General features: G+C 28.6%; 19 protein-coding genes. 13 read left to right on the forward strand and 6 right to left on the reverse strand.

From position 1 onward, the window contains the following. Positions 1-2 precede the first annotated feature (2 nt). Entirely contained in the window at positions 3-137 is a 135-nt protein-coding gene (locus tag JEY78_RS14595) for a hypothetical protein (protein ID WP_291853003.1), read from the forward strand. Here the strand turns inward: JEY78_RS14595 and JEY78_RS14600 are convergent, their stop codons facing one another. Beyond that, positions 138-1,265, reverse strand: a complete 1,128-nt coding sequence (locus tag JEY78_RS14600) for a glycosyltransferase (RefSeq protein ID WP_291853006.1) — start codon at positions 1,263-1,265, stop codon at positions 138-140. It lies immediately after the preceding gene. Further along, positions 1,262-2,188, reverse strand: coding sequence for a hypothetical protein (locus tag JEY78_RS14605; RefSeq protein WP_291853009.1), 927 nt, complete (start codon positions 2,186-2,188; stop codon positions 1,262-1,264). Before JEY78_RS14605 ends, JEY78_RS14600 begins: the two co-directional genes overlap by 4 nt. Positions 2,189-2,224: 36 nt before the next feature. Between JEY78_RS14605 and ruvC the strand changes: the two genes are divergently transcribed. Next, the gene (gene ruvC / locus JEY78_RS14610; protein WP_291853012.1) at positions 2,225-2,779 is read left to right on the forward strand and encodes a crossover junction endodeoxyribonuclease RuvC; all 555 of its coding nucleotides are present in this window, start codon (positions 2,225-2,227) and stop codon (positions 2,777-2,779) included. Here ruvC and JEY78_RS14615 read toward each other — a convergent pair whose 3' ends face one another. Continuing rightward, positions 2,780-3,067 (reverse strand): antibiotic biosynthesis monooxygenase, encoded by a 288-nt coding sequence (locus JEY78_RS14615; RefSeq protein WP_291853016.1) that lies wholly within the window; start codon positions 3,065-3,067, stop codon positions 2,780-2,782. A gap of 114 nt (positions 3,068-3,181) precedes the next feature. On the opposite strand from JEY78_RS14615, the gene hemW reads away from it, so the two are divergent. Both hemW and JEY78_RS14625 read left to right on the forward strand, forming a co-directional pair. Further along, positions 3,182-4,321 (forward strand): radical SAM family heme chaperone HemW, encoded by a 1,140-nt coding sequence (gene hemW / locus JEY78_RS14620; RefSeq protein WP_291853019.1) that lies wholly within the window; start codon positions 3,182-3,184, stop codon positions 4,319-4,321. 11 nt (positions 4,322-4,332) lie between these two features. Next, positions 4,333-4,689, forward strand: coding sequence for an MmcQ/YjbR family DNA-binding protein (locus tag JEY78_RS14625; RefSeq protein WP_291853021.1), 357 nt, complete (start codon positions 4,333-4,335; stop codon positions 4,687-4,689). Between the two features lie 4 nt (positions 4,690-4,693). Here the strand turns inward: JEY78_RS14625 and JEY78_RS14630 are convergent, their stop codons facing one another. After that, positions 4,694-5,536 carry an AraC family transcriptional regulator gene (locus tag JEY78_RS14630; RefSeq protein ID WP_291853024.1) on the reverse strand — a complete coding sequence of 281 codons (843 nt, stop codon included), beginning with the start codon at positions 5,534-5,536 and terminating at the stop codon, positions 4,694-4,696. Positions 5,537-5,879: 343 nt separating this feature from the next. On the opposite strand from JEY78_RS14630, the gene JEY78_RS14635 reads away from it, so the two are divergent. The 8 genes from JEY78_RS14635 (at position 5,880) to JEY78_RS14670 (ending at position 13,807) form a co-directional block, all read left to right on the forward strand. Continuing rightward, positions 5,880-7,472 carry an aldehyde dehydrogenase (NADP(+)) gene (locus tag JEY78_RS14635; protein WP_291853027.1) on the forward strand — a complete coding sequence of 531 codons (1,593 nt, stop codon included), beginning with the start codon at positions 5,880-5,882 and terminating at the stop codon, positions 7,470-7,472. A gap of 86 nt (positions 7,473-7,558) precedes the next feature. Then, positions 7,559-8,008 carry a MarR family transcriptional regulator gene (locus JEY78_RS14640; protein WP_291853030.1) on the forward strand — a complete coding sequence of 150 codons (450 nt, stop codon included), beginning with the start codon at positions 7,559-7,561 and terminating at the stop codon, positions 8,006-8,008. Between the two features lie 216 nt (positions 8,009-8,224). Further along, the gene (gene rpsU / locus JEY78_RS14645; protein WP_291853033.1) at positions 8,225-8,419 is read left to right on the forward strand and encodes a 30S ribosomal protein S21; all 195 of its coding nucleotides are present in this window, start codon (positions 8,225-8,227) and stop codon (positions 8,417-8,419) included. A 1-nt stretch (position 8,420) separates the two neighbouring features. After that, positions 8,421-8,870 carry a GNAT family N-acetyltransferase gene (locus JEY78_RS14650; RefSeq protein WP_291853037.1) on the forward strand — a complete coding sequence of 150 codons (450 nt, stop codon included), beginning with the start codon at positions 8,421-8,423 and terminating at the stop codon, positions 8,868-8,870. 110 nt (positions 8,871-8,980) lie between these two features. After that, positions 8,981-10,138 (forward strand): amidohydrolase, encoded by a 1,158-nt coding sequence (locus JEY78_RS14655; protein ID WP_291853040.1) that lies wholly within the window; start codon positions 8,981-8,983, stop codon positions 10,136-10,138. After that, entirely contained in the window at positions 10,131-11,279 is a 1,149-nt protein-coding gene (alr, locus tag JEY78_RS14660; protein WP_291853043.1) for an alanine racemase, read from the forward strand. The genes JEY78_RS14655 and alr overlap by 8 nt, the downstream gene beginning before the upstream one ends. Before the next feature lie 2 nt (positions 11,280-11,281). Continuing rightward, the gene (locus JEY78_RS14665; RefSeq protein WP_291853046.1) at positions 11,282-12,355 is read left to right on the forward strand and encodes an alanine/ornithine racemase family PLP-dependent enzyme; all 1,074 of its coding nucleotides are present in this window, start codon (positions 11,282-11,284) and stop codon (positions 12,353-12,355) included. Between the two features lie 129 nt (positions 12,356-12,484). Next, positions 12,485-13,807 carry a S28 family serine protease gene (locus JEY78_RS14670; protein WP_291853049.1) on the forward strand — a complete coding sequence of 441 codons (1,323 nt, stop codon included), beginning with the start codon at positions 12,485-12,487 and terminating at the stop codon, positions 13,805-13,807. Here JEY78_RS14670 and JEY78_RS14675 read toward each other — a convergent pair. Beyond that, entirely contained in the window at positions 13,804-14,907 is a 1,104-nt protein-coding gene (locus JEY78_RS14675; RefSeq protein WP_291853052.1) for a DUF4407 domain-containing protein, read from the reverse strand. The genes JEY78_RS14670 and JEY78_RS14675 overlap by 4 nt on opposite strands. Positions 14,908-15,156: 249 nt before the next feature. Between JEY78_RS14675 and JEY78_RS14680 the strand changes: the two genes are divergently transcribed. After that, entirely contained in the window at positions 15,157-15,723 is a 567-nt protein-coding gene (locus JEY78_RS14680; protein WP_291853055.1) for an alkylphosphonate utilization protein, read from the forward strand. 47 nt (positions 15,724-15,770) lie between these two features. On the opposite strand, the gene JEY78_RS14685 is transcribed toward JEY78_RS14680, so the two are convergent. After that, on the reverse strand, positions 15,771-16,334 hold the full coding sequence (locus JEY78_RS14685; RefSeq protein WP_291853058.1) for a DNA-3-methyladenine glycosylase I: 564 nt from the start codon (positions 16,332-16,334) through the stop codon (positions 15,771-15,773). Positions 16,335-16,337: the final 3 nt, after the last annotated feature.

Genomic DNA, 16,337 nt, shown 5'->3' on the forward strand with positions numbered 1-16,337 from the left:
GTATGGATAATAGATTTAAAAAAAGAAAAAAACCAAATTATAAAAGAGGAATTATTTTAGTTTTAGCATTGTTTTTAATATTGTATTTATGGTTAAATGCAGAAACAATAATTACAGCTTTGTTTCATAAACAATAATTACTTTTTATAGGTTTTACCTTTCCATTCGTATTTTTTAAAGTTAGTAATAACCGCAATAAAAATGATGAAAAAAGGATATAACAAACTAATTATAGGGAAATATTTAAGAGACTTTTTATTTTTTAAAAATTGAGCAGTTTTATTAATTAAAATAAAATCAAATAGTGTTTTTTGAATAAATATTATGAATCCAATTTTCCAATAAAGAGGGTTTAATAAAGCCATAGTTATTGTTAATAACACTAATAAATTCTCTGCAAAAACAGTAATTCCAACAAATTTTGCAAAGTTATTTTTATAAGAAGTAGATTTTGATGCCCAACGTATTTGCTGATTTAAAAATTGCTTCCAAGTTTTTTCAGAATTTGTTAAAACAATTGCATCTTCAGATTTTAAAAAGTGTGTTTTAATTGGATATTTTTCTGTCATTTTTTCTAATAAAAAAATATCATCACCGCTTGCTATATTTTCATTTCCTGCAAATCCGTTTAATTCAATAAATATTTTTTTAGAATAACATAAGTTGGCGCCATTACACATAAATGGTTTTTTAATTCCAAAACCGCCAATGGTACTTCCAATTAAGCTAATAAAATTTAAATTTTGAAAATGAAATAAAAAGGAGTTTTTATTATTGAATGAAACAGGTGCACTTATTAAAAATGGTTTTTTTTCTTCAATAACCTGGTTAAAATTTTGCAACCAATTTATTGGAACTTCACAATCAGCATCAGTTGAAACAATCCAATCGAATGTTGAATTTTGTATTCCTGTTGAAATGGCATCTTTTTTTGGTGAATTTGATATTCTTTTATTGTTTAATAAAACAATTGGGAGTTGTGGGTTTTGGTTTATAAAATTGGTAATTATTTTTTCAAATCCATCAATAGAATTATCGTTTACTAAAAGTATTTCAAACAAATTAGCTGGATAATTAATTTTAGAAATTGATTGTAAAAGGTTGGGTAAATTTTCAACTTCGTTTTTAAAAGCAATTACAATTGAAAATGTATTTTTCGGTATAAATTTAATATTCTTAAAGGTTTTAAGATTATTGAAGCCAACAATAAAACCAATAATTAATGATGAATATAGTACCGATATTACAATAGCAATGTACATCATTCGCTTTTTTCAAGTTTAAAATTCAACACAAAAATACTTCCAATAATTGCTGGAATTGCAAAATTCAACATCCACATAATTGCTGTAATTGTAATAATAGTGAGTTCATTTACGCCAACAAAACTAAATAACCAAACAGCCACAGAACCTTTTATTGCCCAATCAAAAATTGCGATACTTGGAATTATGGAAGCTAAAAAATACATGCAAAATAGTAAATTTAAGGCTGTAAAATACTCGATTTCAACAGAAAATAGGCTCAATAAAAATATAAATTGATGCGAGAAAAATAAATATCTTAAAAGTGAAAGTGCGAGTGTTTCAACATATAATTTATTAGAAATATTTTTAAGATAATCTTTCACTTTTTTCAACTTTAATTTATAGCTAAATACAATCGCAATAACAATTAAAGCAATAAAAAACAGTGTTTTCAACATGTTAATTTCAGGATATTGAAAACTATAGGTTCTAACTAAAAAAAGCAAACCAAAAACTCCAAAAAGCACAGTGATAGTAAGTTGACTTAAATTTCCGAGAAGGTTTAAAAGCGTTATTTTCTTTCTTTTTCCTTTTTCAAAATAAATTGATTTTGCGCCATATTCTCCAATTCTATTAGGCGTAATTATGGATGCAGTTAATGATGCAAAACATTGTTCATAAGCTTCAAAAAAAGATATTTTATTTTCAATACTTGCTAATTTTTTCCATTTAAAAATTTCTAATAACCAATTGGCATCTGTAAAAAGCAATAAAATTAAAATTGCCAAAATTCCTTTAGAACCAACTATTGAAAGTTGTTCCAAAAATGCATGAAAAGGCAAACGCTCGTTATTGGCAATTTTTACATATAAAAAATAAAAAGCACCTACAACAATGAGTAGCTTAACAAGTAAAAAAAAGGTGCGTTTATATTTGTTCAAGATATTGTACATTTGGTTTTACAAATAAACAACTTATTGAGTTCAGAAAAAATCATATTAGGAATTGATCCTGGAACCACTATTATGGGTTTTGGGTTGATAAAGGTGGTCAATAAAAAAATGGAATTAATTGTTTTAGATGAATTAATTCTAAAAAAATATGACGACCATTATATAAAGTTAAAATTAATTTTTGAACGTACTATTCAATTAATTGAAACCTATCATCCCGATGAAATTGCAATTGAAGCTCCTTTTTTTGGTAAAAATGTGCAATCCATGTTAAAATTAGGACGTGCACAAGGTGTTGCAATGGCTGCAGGTTTATCTCGTGAAGTTCCAATTACAGAGTATTCGCCAAAAAAAATTAAAATGGCAATTACTGGGAATGGAAATGCCAGTAAAGAGCAAGTGGCAAAAATGCTTCAAAATTTATTAAAAATTAAAGAATTACCTACAAATTTAGACGCAACTGACGGTTTAGCCGCTGCTGTTTGTCATTTTTATAACAGCGGGAAAATTACATCAGGCAAAAATTATACAGGCTGGACAGCCTTTGTAAAACAAAACGGAAACAGAGTAAAAGAGTAGTTAAATAACCACATCACACTCATAAAATTCATATTTTTTTTCAATCACCAATTGACGGTGTTCTCTAAATAAATGATATTCTTTAGAGTTTTCCATTTTAACTCTATCTTCTTTAGAATTCCAATATTCCACTAAAAAATATCTATTTGGCTCATTTCTATCTTTAAAAATATGAAAATGATCTAATCCGGCAGGTTTTGCTTCCGTCAATTCTTCAAATTTTTGAAGCTCAACAAACGTTATCCCTTCACCTTCTTTAACTTTAAAAGAAACAATATATGTATACATAACAGCTGTAGTTTTCTCAAATTTACAATACCAAATTGGTAAAAAAGGTAACAAAAATCACCTTTCATACTTTTTTTTAAATGTGTACATTTATAGCACTCTAATTTTTTTATTTTGGCTGGAATTTATTTACATATACCTTTTTGTAAGCAAGCATGTTACTACTGCGATTTTCATTTTTCCACCTCTTTAAAAAGAAAAGAGGAAATGATAAAAGCTTTAGAAAAAGAATTGCTTTTAAGAAAAGATGAATTAAAAAATGAAATTGTTGAAACAATTTATTTTGGAGGTGGAACACCATCATTACTTTCAATTGAAGAATTACAATTATTAATTAATACCATTTATAGTAAATATAAAGTAGCAGAAAATCCCGAAATTACTTTAGAAGCAAATCCAGATGATTTATCTGAAATTAAAATAATTGAGCTCTCTAAAACTCCTATAAACAGATTAAGTATTGGAATTCAATCTTTTTTTGATGACGATTTAAAATTTATGAATCGAGCGCATTCAGCCGAAGAATCAAAAAAATGTTTAACAATTGCAACCAAATATTTTGATGATATTACCATTGACCTTATTTATGGTGTGCCAAAAATGACAAATAAAAAATGGCAGAAAAACCTAAAAATGGCTTTTGACTTTGGAGTTCCTCACATATCAAGTTACGCTTTAACTGTTGAAGAAAAAACAGCATTAGATACTTTTATTAAAAAAGGAAAAGTACCGCCAATTGATGAAAATTTAGCATTAGAACATTTTAATATTTTAATTAAAGAAACTGAAAAACAAGGTTTTATTCAATATGAAATTTCAAATTTTGGAAAACCAAATTATTTTTCAAAACACAATACTTCCTATTGGTTGGGGAAAAATTATTTAGGTATTGGTCCGTCTGCACATTCATTTAACGGAGCAGAAAGAGCTTGGAATGTTTCAAACAACGCCAAATATATAAATTCAATAAATGAAAACAAATTACCAATTGAAATAGAAAAATTAACTGGAAATAATAGGTTTAACGAATATATTATGACTGGTTTACGCACAATTTGGGGCGTTGAATTTGAAAAAGTAGAAAAAGAATTTGGCGCTTTGCGATTAGAATTGTTGAAAAAGAATGCAGAATCTTTCGTCAAAAAAGGTTTATTAGAAATTCAACTGGGCGCTTTTTCAAGTCCAATATTAATTACAACAAAAAAAGGTAGATTTTTAGCCGATGGAATTGCAAGTGATTTGTTTATTGTTTAATAAGGGAAAAAGTGAACATAGAAGAATTTAGAGAATATTGCTTATCAAAAAAATATGTAACGGAATGCTTTCCGTTTGATAATGTTACTTTAGTTTTTAAAGTTGCAAATAAAATGTTTGCACTTTCAGGATTGGAACATCATCCTTCTACTGTAAATTTAAAATGCAATCCTGAAAAAGCGATAGAATTACGCGATCAATACAACGATATTATTGAAGGTTATCATATGAGCAAAATACATTGGAATACAATTACTATTGAAGGAGGTTTATCAAATGAATTTATTAAAGAATTAATAGACCATTCTTATGATTTAGTAGTGCAAGGATTAACCAAAAAATTACAAAAAGAACTTGGCTTTTTATAATTTATTAGTGTTTCTTTTTATATTCAGAAGGTGTAACACCTTTTACAGCTTTAAATTTTCTATTAAAATTAGCCAAATTATTAAACCCCGATTTATATGAAATTTCTGTAATACTTAAATCGTTATTTTTAGCTAATAATTTACAAGCATTCCCTATTCTAATATCAATTAAAAAATTAACAAATGTTTTTGTAGTTCGCTGTTTAAAATACCTACAAAACGCATTTGGAGTCATATTTGCTATATCAGAAACTTCATTTAAAGTAATTTCTTTATGAAAATTATCCATGGTGTATTTAAAAATATCACTCATTCTTTTCCCTTCATCACCAGCATATTTTTTTAAATTTATCATAGATGATAATTTTCTTTTTTTGGCAGAAGAAATTAAATTTAAAATTTCTAAAAAAGCAATAAACTGTTCATATTTGGTGAGCGAATTAATATTTAACAATAAAGTATTCAATGCTACTTTATTACTTAGTACCTCATAGCCTAAAACAGCATTATTAAAAAAGTTTTGAAAATGCTCAAATTCAGGTAAATCAAAAAAGCTCTCGCCATAAGAATTTTTAGAAAAAAACACAGTACTCATTTCACATTCCTGTTCAAAAGCATCATCTCTTTTAAAAACGTGCGGTAAATTTTCACCAATTACAAAAATGTCATTTTTTTTAAATTCCCCAACACAATCACCAATTATATAAGTGCCTTCTCCAACAACTACCGAACTTATTTGTATTTCTTTATGCTGATGTAATTTTTCGTAAAAAGTATCACCCTTGTATTGCTCAGTATACAAGGTAACATTTTCAGGCTTTGGAATTGTAAACGGTAAAACTTTCATTCAAAAATATATACATCAAAATTAATCATTTTATTTCAAAATAACACACAATTAAGGTAAAATAATATTATTAAAAGTGATTTTAGATACTGAATTCATTAAAATATCCAAATAAATTTGTATAAAGTGAAATCATAAAAACAACCATTTACAAATAATTTTTTGTTTCTTTTTTTCCAAAATTATTAAAACAAAATCAGATTTTTTTTAAAATAAATATTTAATAAATTATCTTTGGGGTGTTACCACAAGCGGTCGTGCTTTCGTTTCAATCTTTTTTTGCTATACTTGCAAAAAAAGGATACCACCTCAATCACTAACACAAAACAATTAATTATTAAAAATGATTACAGGAAAAAATTACATTGGAAATCTTCTATCTTCTATCGGAAAAGTAAACTTTAAAACATTCAATCCACAAACAAATTTAGAAAATACGGTTGTTTATTCAGAAGCGTCCACAATAGAAATTGAAAAAGCAATTGAATTAGCAGAAGAAGCATTTCAAGAATTTAAAAATATTTCAGGTATCAGAAAATCAGAATTTTTAAATGAGATTGCTAATGAAATAGAAGCTTTAGGAAACAAATTAATTGAAACCTATTGCTCTGAAACAGGTTTGCCACAAGACAGAGCAATTGGTGAGCGAGGGAGAACAATTTTTCAATTACGTAGTTTTGCAAATTTAGTAAAAGAAGGTTCTTGGGTAGAAGCCTCAATAGATACGGCCGATTTAAACCGTCAACCAATTCCAAAAGTAGATATTCGCAAAATGCTAGTTCCTTTAGGACCAGTTGTAGTTTTTGGAGCAAGTAATTTTCCCTTGGCATATTCTACTGCTGGTGGAGATACTGCTGCCGCGCTAGCCGTTGGCTGCCCGGTAATTGTTAAATCACATCCAATGCATGCAGGAACCGGAGAATTAGTAGCATCTGCAATTATAAAAGCTGCTGAAAAAACCAATATGCCAAACGGAGTATTTTCAAATTTAAATAGTAGTGGAATTGAAGTTGGTATTACTTTGGTAAAACATCCAAAAGTGAAGGCTGTTGGATTTACAGGAAGTATTCGTGGAGGAAGAGCTTTATATGATATGGCTGCTCAACGTCCAGAACCAATTCCGGTTTTTGCCGAAATGGGAAGTGTAAATCCAGTAATTATTTTACCGAATGCAACTAAAAATAAGGGAATGGAATGGGCTAAAATTTATGCCGGATCTATAACTATGGGATCAGGACAATTTTGCACAAATCCAGGATTAATTTTAGGAATTAAAGGGGACGGTTTAACGCACTTTATTAAAAATTTATCTGAAGAAATTGTAAAAATTGAACCAACGTGTATGTTGCACCCAAATATTATTGGCGCTTATGAAACTAATAAAGCCAAAATGCAAACACAAAAAGGATTACAAACTACTGCAACTATTGAAAAAGAAATTTTAAAAAATTACGGAAGACAAGTAATTACCACCGTTGAAGGTGATACTTTTTTAAACAACACAGCATTGCATCAAGAAGTTTTTGGACCATTTTCTATGGTTGTTCAATGTGAAAATACTGAACAGTTAGAAGAAATTATTTCAAAATTAGAAGGGCAATTAACAGGTACTATTTTAGCTGAAAATGATGAGTTAAAAAATTACACACAAATTGTGAGTGCACTTCAAAATAGAGTTGGACGCATTATTTTTAATGGTGTTCCAACTGGCGTAGAAGTTTGCCCAGCAATGGTTCATGGTGGTCCTTATCCAGCTTCAACAGATAGTAGATTTACAGCTGTTGGAATAAATTCTATAAAACGTTGGGTACGACCTTTTAGTTACCAATCTTGGCCAAATGAATTATTACCAGATGAATTAAAGAACGAAAATCCGCTTAGAATTTCTCGTTTTGTAGATAGCGTACAAACTCAAAAAGCACTAAATAAATCGTAATTAACTTTTGTTATTTTAGCATTTAAAAACAAATAATCATTTTTTATGTAAATTGGCAAATGACTATTATCGATATTTTAATAAAATTGAGAAAAATTGTACGCTCTGTTAACTTAGAAAGTAAACAAGTTGAAAAAGAACAAGGTGTAAGTATTCCTCAATTATTATGTTTACAGTTTTTAGCCGAACAAAAAGATTTTAAAGCAAATGCTACGCAACTTAAAGATTTTTTAAATTTAAATGCTAGTACTATTTCTGGGATTTTAAGACGATTAGAAAAAAAAGGGTTGGTTGCAAAACTTCCAAAAGCTTCAGATAAAAGAATAACGCTATTATTATTAACTACTAACGGAATGAAGTTAATTAAATCTGCGCCTATTACATTTCAACAAAAATTAAGCGAAAAACTACAAGCACTTCCTCCTGAAAAATTACAAACAATTATTGATGGAATAGATATATTAACTAATATTATGGAAGTTGATAAGGTTGATGCTTCGCCAATAATAACTTCTGAAGAATATCCGATCAATTAAATATTCTTTCATTTTTATAGTTTTTGATTTTTATCAATTTTCAATTTGTTCTGCACAAAGGATGTGTTATTTGTAGAAAACAATCTTAATTCATACGAATTAGCATAGTTACTATAAATTTTATTGAATTTTGATTATTAAACCTTCCCTATATTAATAGTTTCTATAGAAACTATTTTGTATTTTAGCAGAAATCATAAATAATTAAATACATATATGTTAATAATACCAGTAAAAGAAGGTGAAAATATTGATAGAGCTTTAAAACGTTATAAAAGAAAAACAAGAAATACAAAGTTGCTAAATCAATTAAGAGAGAATAAACAGTATATAAAAAAATCTGTAAAAAAAAGAAAGCAATTAGGAAAAGCTTCCTATATACAACATTTACGAGATCAAGAAAATCTATAAAATGGAGAATTTTAAAATCTATAACAAGTCACTTAAACCAACTGAACAAGAAAAGGATGAAGTTGTTCAGTTTTTGTTTCAGCATCTGCAAGAGTATGGTGATAAAACAGAAGACATCAGCAAATGTTTTGATTTTGCTATGAGAGATTCTAAAGAGGGCCTTGGGGGATTTGTATTGATTCTTTTTGAAAATAATGAAATTAATGGAATTACCATTGTAAATAAAACAGGTATGGGAGGTTTTATTCCTGAAAACATACTTGTTTATATTGCAGTTCATGAAAATGCCAGAGGAAAAGGTATTGGAAAAAAACTAATGAATAAAGCCATTGAATTGGCTGATGGTGATATTGCCTTGCATGTAGAACCTAACAATCCTGCAAAACATTTGTACGAAAAATTAGGGTTTGAAAACAAGTACTTAGAAATGCGACTTAAAAAGCAACACTAAACTTCATTGCTTTTAAGATATTGCTGTTTTGTGGTTTATATGATCAATTTATTGGCCATAATTTTTTTAGTAACGTATTTAGTCGTTAAAAAATAAACTAGAAAAAAATTATGATGACAAATTTATTAACTATTGAAGAAATAAATTATTTAACAAATTTTAGAAAAAAACTACATCAATTTCCCGAATTATCAGATAACGAGCAGCTAACAGCCCAATCTGTTGTTAATGAACTAAAATTATGTAATCCAACAACTATATTATCTAAACTTGGTGGAAACGGTGTTGCCGCTATTTTTAAAGGAGATTTAGAAGGTGAAACGTTGCTTTTTAGAGCAGAGTTAGATGCGTTACCTATTCAAGAAGAAAATACTTTTGAGCACACATCTAATTACCCAGGGATTTCTCATAAATGCGGTCACGATGGACACGCTACTATATTAATTGGTTTGGCCAGAATGTTAAAAAATAATCCACCTTTAAAAGGCGAAGTTATTTTATTATTTCAACCAGCGGAAGAAAATGGAAATGGTGCTAAAGCCGTTTTAGCGGATGAAAAATTTAAATCAATTATACCCGATTTTGTTTTTTCATTACATAATGTTCCTGACTTTGAAAAAGGTGCTATAATTGTAAAAAACAATTCATTTACCCCTTCAGTAACAAGTTTAAAAATTACGTTAAAAGGAAAAACTTCTCATGCTGCAGAGCCAGAAAATGGTATTAATCCAGATATAGCTTTACAAGAATTAATAGTTGCAATTAAAGGATTGGCTGATAACAATTTAGAAAGTGAAACCTTTACAGTGGTAACAACGGTTTATGCTACATTAGGATCTGAAGATTATGGAATTTCAGCAGATTATGCAGAGTTACATTTTACAATTCGATGTTGGACCGCTAAACAATTGAAAAATTTAAAAGAAATTTGCGCTAATTTAGTACAAGTTATTAGTAAAAAACACCAGCTTAAATACTCAATGGATTGGATTTATGAATTTGATTCAAATAATAATGATGATAAAGCAGTTGATTATATAATAAAAGCAGCTGCATCAAATTCTTTTAACATAATTAAAAAACAAACCCCATTTAAATGGGGCGAGGATTTTGGCACATTCACTCAACAATATAAAGGCGCCATGTTTGGCTTAGGCGCAGGTAAACAAACACCTGCTTTACATAACCCAGATTATGATTTTCCAGATGAAATTACTTCCTATGGAATACAAATGTTTTACGCAATAATCAAATTAATTCATGCATAATTCAGTTATTCAAATTAGCAAATCAGCACTAAAAAATAATATAGATTTTATAAAATCATTAATTGACACATCTGTAACCCTATCATCTGTAATAAAAGGAAATGCTTATGGACATAGCATTTTAGAAATGGTTCCTTTGCTTCAGGAATTTAATGTGAATCACTTTTCGGTATATAGTTCTTTTGAAGCAAAACAAGTATTTAAAGTTGCAAAAAAAGACTTTACAATACTAATTATGGGAGATATAAGCAGTAGCGATGAAGATTGGATTATTGACAATTCCATAGAATTCTTTGTTTTCAATATAAATAGATTGAAAAAAATGCTTTCAAAAGCAAAGGAAAAAAAGAAGGTTTTAAATATTCATATTGAGATTGAAACTGGAATGAATCGAACAGGATTTAATCAAAAAGATTGGATTCAGGTTATTCAATTAGTAAATGACCATAAAGATTTTATAAAAGTGAAAGGCTTATGCACTCATTTTGCTGGTGCAGAAAGTTTAAATAACTATGTTAGAGTAAAAAAACAGCAAATAGTTTTTAATAAAGCAATTAAGTTTTTTAAAACTCAAGAAATTGAACCTCAACAAATTCACTGCTCATGTAGCGCTGCTGTTTTAGCATTTCCTACTAAAAATTATGATATGGTTAGAGTAGGAATTTTACAATATGGTTTGTGGCCAAGTAGAGAATCTTATATTGCTTACATATCTAAATTTAAAATAAATACAAATCCTTTAAAACCAGTTTTAAGTTGGAAATCGTATATTATGGATATAAAGCAAGTGCCTAAAGGTGATTTTATTGGATATGGCAATTCTTATTTAGCAGAAAATGAGACTAAAGTAGCTTCTATTCCAATTGGTTATGGTTATGGATATAGCAGGGGCTTAAGTAATTTAGGACGTGTTATTATTGACAACAACAGATACAGCGTAATAAGTACTATTAACATGAATATGTTTTTAGCAGATATAACTTCCAATGATTCAATTGCAATTAACGATGAAGTTATTTTAATTGGATCTAGTACTGATTTAGATATTTCTTTATCTTCCTTTTGCAATATGACAGATCAACTTAATTACGAAGTACTTTCAAGAATAGACAAAGACATCCCACGAAATATAATAAAATAATTATGGCATATATTACTTTAAACAAAAAATCATTAGCAATAAATTATAGCTACCTACAACAATTGTTTAAAAAAAACAGTATTGAATGGGCTCCCGTTTTAAAGATGCTATGCGGAAATAAAACCTATCTTGAATATGTTTTATCATTAGGTGATGAACAAGTTTGCGATGCTAGATTATCTAATTTAAAAAAAATAAAAGCTATAAATCCACAGAAAGAAACTATTTACATAAAACCGCCTGCCAAAAGAAGCATTGCTAAAGTAGTAAAATATGCAGATGTTAGTTTTAATACAGAATTTACAACCATAAAATGGCTATCTGAAGAAGCTGTAAAACAAGAAAAAATCCATCGAATTATTATTATGATTGAGTTGGGTGATTTACGTGAAGGGATTTTGGGTGAACATTTAATAGCTTTTTATAAGAAAATATTTGAGCTACCTAATATTACTGTTTCAGGCATTGGAGCAAATTTAAATTGTTTAAGTGGTGTTATGCCAAGTAAAGATAAATTAATTCAACTTAGCTTATATGAACAATTGATTGAAGCTAAATTTGGAAAGAAAATCGACTATGTTTCAGGTGGATCTTCTGTTATGATTCCACTCTTATTAACAAAACAAATTCCAAAAGGGGTCAATCATTTTAGAATTGGTGAAACCTTATTTTTTGGTGTTGACTTATTTTCAAATAAAACAGTTCCTAAAATGAAGGATGATGTTTTTTTACTTTTTGCTGAAATTATTGAAATAACAGAAAAATCAGTGGTTCCTTATGGAGAACTGGAAGAAAACCCATCAGGAGAAACAATTGAAATTGACCATAACGACTATGGAAGAAATCATAGCAGAGGAATTTTAGATATAGGCCTTTTAGATATTTCTAAAACTGAATTTATAATGCCTGTTGATAAAAATATAACCTTTATTGGCGCAAGTTCTGATATGTTGGTTGTGGATTTAAGTCAAACAAATAAAAAATATAAAGTTGGAGATTTAGTGTCTTTTAAAATGAAATATATGGGTGCTTTGCGCATCATGAATTCTGAATATATAGAAAAGAAACTAATTTAATGTATTGTTTTATATCTAGGCTAATAAGAACCTTATTTAAGGTGATAAATTTTACTTCAAAATTGATTTTAAAGCAAAAAAACTTCAGTAAATTTAAACCTTTAATTTTAAAGAAAATTTTAAATAAAAATGAAGTTTATTAAATCTCTTGTATTATTTATTGCAATTACATTTTCAGTTACTGGTTGTAGAACTATCAAATTAGAACCAGTTGAAATTTTAACATTTAAACAAAAGTTAGAAAAGCTTTTCCCAACGGCAGAAATAACTACAATCAAAGAAACTGCACATTTTACAAAAGCCTACCAAATTGTTTTAAATCAACCATTAGATCATAAAAATCCTACTGCAGGAACTTTTAAACAATATGTTTACCTTTCACATGTGGATGAAACTAAACCAACAGTTTTAGTAACCGAGGGTTACAATGCAACTCCGAAAACATATGAATTAACTGAAATCTTTAAAGGAAATCAGGTTCAAGTAGAATATCGTTTTTACGGAAAATCACGTCCAGATACTATCCAATGGAACTATTTAAAAAATGATCAAGCCATTGAAGATTATCATAAAATAGTAACAAAATTAAAACGAATATATACTGGAAAATGGATTTCAACAGGTATTAGTAAAGGTGGAGAAACCGTTTTAATTTATAAAAGTAAATATCCGTGGGATGTTGAAGTTGCCGTTCCTTATGTAGCTCCATTAATTAACACTCAAGAAGATTCAAGAACACAAACTCACATAAATTCTATTGGAACTGATGAATGTAGAGAGAAAATAAAAAAATTTCAACGAGAGTTACTATTGAAGAAAGAATCAATATTAACTGAAATAATGGAATATGCTGAAATTAAAGGAATGACGTACACAGAATTATGTTATGAAGAAGCATTAGAATATGCCGTTTTAGAATTTCCATTTTCGTTTTGGCAATGGGGAGGAAAGTGTGAAGAAATACCAGGTAATGAAGCATCTTCTGAACAAATGTTTAATTATTTAAATAAAATTGTTGGTATTAGCTTTTATAATGATACCACTTATTTTGATTTATTACCATCTTATTACCAACATATGACAGAATTGGGTTATTATGGTTTTGATATTACTCCAGTAAAAGATTTATTAAAAATTGTTCATAAACCAACTAATTTACGCTTTGCCCCAAAAAATGTTGATTTGACTTACAAGCCAAATTACATAAAAGAAGTACGAGATTTTGTAGAAAATAAAGGAAAAAAAATACTATATATTTATGGTGAATACGATACCTGGGGCGCTTGTGCTCCAAACCCAAAACCTCATGTTGACGCCTTAAAAATGATTTTAAAAGGAGGTTCTCACAGCACAAGAATTAAAAATTTCTCCAAAGAAGATCAACAATTAATTTATAATAAACTGCAAGGCTGGCTAGGATACAGTGTAACAATTTACCCTTTAGAAAATTAGCTAATTATTTTTTGTTGACTTTTATAAAAAGCATCTGCTTGAATTTGTAAAATTTCACGAGCCTTTTGCTTTTTATAATTATACAACTCTTCTTCTTCAGCTAACTCTTCATAAATGGCTTCATTTAATTTAGCATCGGTATTTAAAATATTTGCTCTTTGACTTTCTTTTTGGTATACCCAAGTTTTAATAGCATTATCAATATCCTGAATTTTATAATCGTACTCCCCTTTTGGCGCTATTAATTTAGAAAATATTGGAGAAGTTTCAATTGCTAAAAATAATAAAAAAATAAAAAATGATGGTAACCAAGGTAGTTCATTTAAAGCATTAATTCTGGCCATTAAACCATCAAAGCCGTCAATAATAGGCTGTGATTTAACAACTTGGCCATTTTGTTTTGCTACTAAAGCCACAATTTGAGCTTCTTTTTCATTAATTTTTATTTTATTCTCATTTTTTAATTGTTGCAACTCTAATAAAGAAGCATCATGTTTCTCCCTCTTTTCTTTGTAAACTGGCCCTTTTCCTAATAATTTTGTTCCTGCTGTTCCTTCTGCTTCAGAAATGTAGGTATCATATAAGGCGTTAGATTCAGCTTCCTTTGTTGCAATTTCTTGTTTTAATTGGTTGATGTCATTTTGAAAAGCAGTGATTTCAGGAGTAAATTGATTTGCTATTTGATTTTTATTCGCTAAGGTTAATTCATTCTTTTGAGTTAATATAACTTGGTTAATTTCCTTTTCGAATATTTTCATTTCCAGAGGTTTAGATATAACTACAGCTATAATAATTGCTAAAACTATACGTGGTGTTGCCTGCCATATTTCTTTCCATTTATTGTCTTGTTTTTTTATTGTTGAAACAATAAACCTATCTAGATTAAAAATTAACAAGCCCCAAATTAACCCAAAAAAAACAGCTGTGTAATACGTATCAAAAACAGTAAACAAAGCATAGCTTGATGCAATAAATGCCATTACAGCAGTAAAAAATACCGTACCCCCTATTCCTGCAAATTTAATTTGTTCAGCTTTTGAACTTGTTTTTAAAATATCGGTATCTGCGCCAGAGCACATCCAAAAGAATTTTTTAAGCATAACATAGTAGTTTGTTATGCAAATAACGCAACTATTTTATGTTTAGTATATTAAAATATTCATAATTTAAATTTATAAAACTTAAAGTACTATATTTTATTGCGTTAGGGATAGAAGAGAAAAGCCCACAGCCTTAGCGAGGACTTGAAACGTATAGCCCGACCGAAGGTAACGCCCAAATTATTGAAATTAAATGGGGTTGTGATACCAAATTTTTAAATGTATTTTTGCGTTTCTAAAAAACAAATAATGAGTTTATCTAAAGAATTATTAGTACGCAGCGATAATAAATGTGAATTATGTGGCGCTACTGAAAACTTAAATGTCTTTGAAGTAGCACCATCTGCAGAAAACATTGTGGCGTGTTCTACTTGTATTGACCAAATTGAAAACGAAGAAAATGTAAATGCAAATCACTGGCGATGTTTAAATGATAGTATGTGGAGTCAGGTTCCGGCCGTTCAGGTAATGGCTTGGAGAATGTTAACTCGTTTGCGTTCTGAAGGCTGGCCTCAAGACTTATTGGATATGTTATATTTAGATGATGAAACGTTGACTTGGGCAAAGGCTACTGGAGTTGGAGAAGACACCTCAAATAAAGTTATACACAGGGATAGCAATGGTGTAATTTTAGAAGCTGGCGATTCGGTTGTGTTAATTAAAGATTTACCTGTAAAAGGTTCAAGTATGGTTGCAAAAAGAGGAACTGCCGTTAGAAGAATTTCATTAGACCATGAAAATGCAGAATATATTGAAGGAAAAGTTGATGGAATACAAATTGTAATTATTACAAAATTTGTAAAGAAAATTGGATAATTCACTTTTTTAAGCATAAAAAAGGATCAACAGATGTTGAGCCTTTTTTATACTTGCTGATATCTAAAACAATCTTTTATATGGTCGTTCACCATACCAGTTGCTTGCATATGTGCATAAATTACAGTGGAACCAACAAACTTAAATCCTCTTTTTTTCAAATCTTTTGAAATTATATCCGAAATTTTAGTTGTTGCTGGAACATCACTCATATTATTCCACTCATTTTTAATTGGAACATTATTTACAAAGCTCCAAATATATGTTGAAAATGAGCCAAATTCTTCTTGAATTTGTATAAAAGCCAAGGCATTTGAGATAGTTGCTTTAATTTTTAATTTGTTTCTAATAATTCCTGCATTTTGCAATAATTCTTCACTTTTAGTTTCATTGTATTTAGAAATTTTTCTAAAATCAAAATTATCTAATGCAGCTCTAAAATTTTCTCTTTTTCGTAAAATTGTAATCCAACTTAAACCTGCTTGAAACGTTTCTAAAATTAAAAATTCAAATAATTTCTTATCATCATAGACTGGAACTCCCCATTCTTTATCGTGATATTCCATATAAAGAGGATCTGTTCCACACCAATTACAACGCTTTTTCTCCATTAT

Origin of the sequence: Lutibacter sp. (assembly GCF_016342705.1) — a bacterium.
Lineage (GTDB): Bacteria > Bacteroidota > Bacteroidia > Flavobacteriales > Flavobacteriaceae > Lutibacter.